This is a genomic window from Streptomyces mutomycini, from assembly GCF_001700505.1.
Classification (GTDB): Bacteria; Actinomycetota; Actinomycetes; order Streptomycetales; family Streptomycetaceae; genus Streptomyces; species Streptomyces mutomycini.
In genome coordinates this window covers 1-773 of sequence record NZ_MAPV01000370.1, presented here as the reverse complement: position 1 = coordinate 773, position 773 = coordinate 1, and the positions used below count along the sequence as shown (strand labels likewise).

Genomic DNA, 773 nt, shown 5'->3' with positions numbered 1-773 from the left:
ACGCCAAGGGCGCCTCCGCACTCCGCCAACTCGTCGCCTGGCTCGGCGAAAAAGACTTCCTCGCCGGCATCAACACCCACTTCGCCCGGCACAAATTCGCCAACGCCACCCTCGCCGACTTCATCGACAACCTCGCCACCGCCACCGACCGCGACGTCCACACCTGGGCCGCCACCTGGCTCCGCACCACCGGCATCGACACCCTCACCGCCCACGTCGAGAACACCGGCAACAGCTGGAACCTCACCGTCGACCACACCGGCAACCGCCCCCACCGCATCACCGTCGGCACCTACGACCACAACCTCGACACCCAGACCGGCGCCGACCACCTCACCCTGCGCCAGCGCTTCGACCTCGACATCCCCCAGAACGGCACACCCACCACCCAGCCCGGCCAACGCCCCGACCTCGTCGTCCCCAACGACAACGACCTCACCTACGCCAAGATCCGCCTCGACCCCGACTCCTGGAACACCGCCCTCACCCACCTCTCCGGAATCCCCGACGCCCTCACCCGCGCCCTCCTCTGGAACACCGCCCGCGACATGGTCCGCGACGGCGAACTCCACCCCACCGTCCACCTCACCGCCGCCCGCACCCACCTCCCCTACGAAACCGACCTCGCCCTCGTCCAAGGCGTCCTCGGCTTCGCCGCCACCCACATCGCCGACCGCTACCTCCCACCCCAGGACCGGCCCACAGCCCTCACCACCCTCACCTCACTCTGCCGCGACCTCCTGCGCCGCACCGAAGGACTCACCCCCAAGGAC

1 protein-coding gene is annotated in these 773 nt (G+C 69.5%); it reads left to right on the top strand.

The window, feature by feature from the left end; all coding sequences use genetic code 11:
- On the top strand, positions 1 to 773 hold a 773-nt coding region (locus BFF76_RS30500; RefSeq protein WP_208604900.1), incomplete at both ends, for an ERAP1-like C-terminal domain-containing protein.